Below are 502 nucleotides of genomic sequence, written 5' to 3' on the forward strand. Positions count from 1 at the left end.
GTTCTTGTGGACGGCGTATCTCAAGGTAACCAGTTCGAATCAGGGAATACGTTCATTAACTCTGCTCGCGTTAACGTGGATACCGACCTAATAAAAGCGGTTGAAATTGTAAAAGGTGCAGCATCGTCTCTGCATGGTTCTGACGCAATTGGTGGCATTGTTGCATTTGAAACCAAAGATCCGGCTGATTTCCTTAAGGGTCGTAACTTTGGGGGCCATGCGAAGTTCAACTACTCTTCCGAAGACAATACATTCAGTGAATCTGTTGCACTAGCGAACAAAACTGGCGATTTGGAATCTCTAGTTGCCTATACGCGTCGCGACGGCAATGAACTGGATAACTTTGGAGATCTAGCAGATGCAAGTACTGAAGCGAACAACTTACTGGTTAAACTTCAGTACCAAGTCAATGATGCACATCGTGTTGAGTTCAATGGGAATTATATTCGCAACAAAGGCAACGGAAAGCAGTCTTACAACGGTTATACGAATGCAACAAGTG

The 502-nt window shown here is 44.2% G+C and carries 1 protein-coding gene; it reads left to right on the forward strand.

What is annotated here, in order from left to right; translation table 11 throughout:
* Nucleotides 1-502: TonB-dependent receptor plug domain-containing protein (locus R7040_RS30470; RefSeq protein ID WP_318098192.1), on the forward strand; the 502-nt coding region annotated here is incomplete at both ends.

Source organism: Vibrio sp. 1069, from assembly GCF_033340555.1.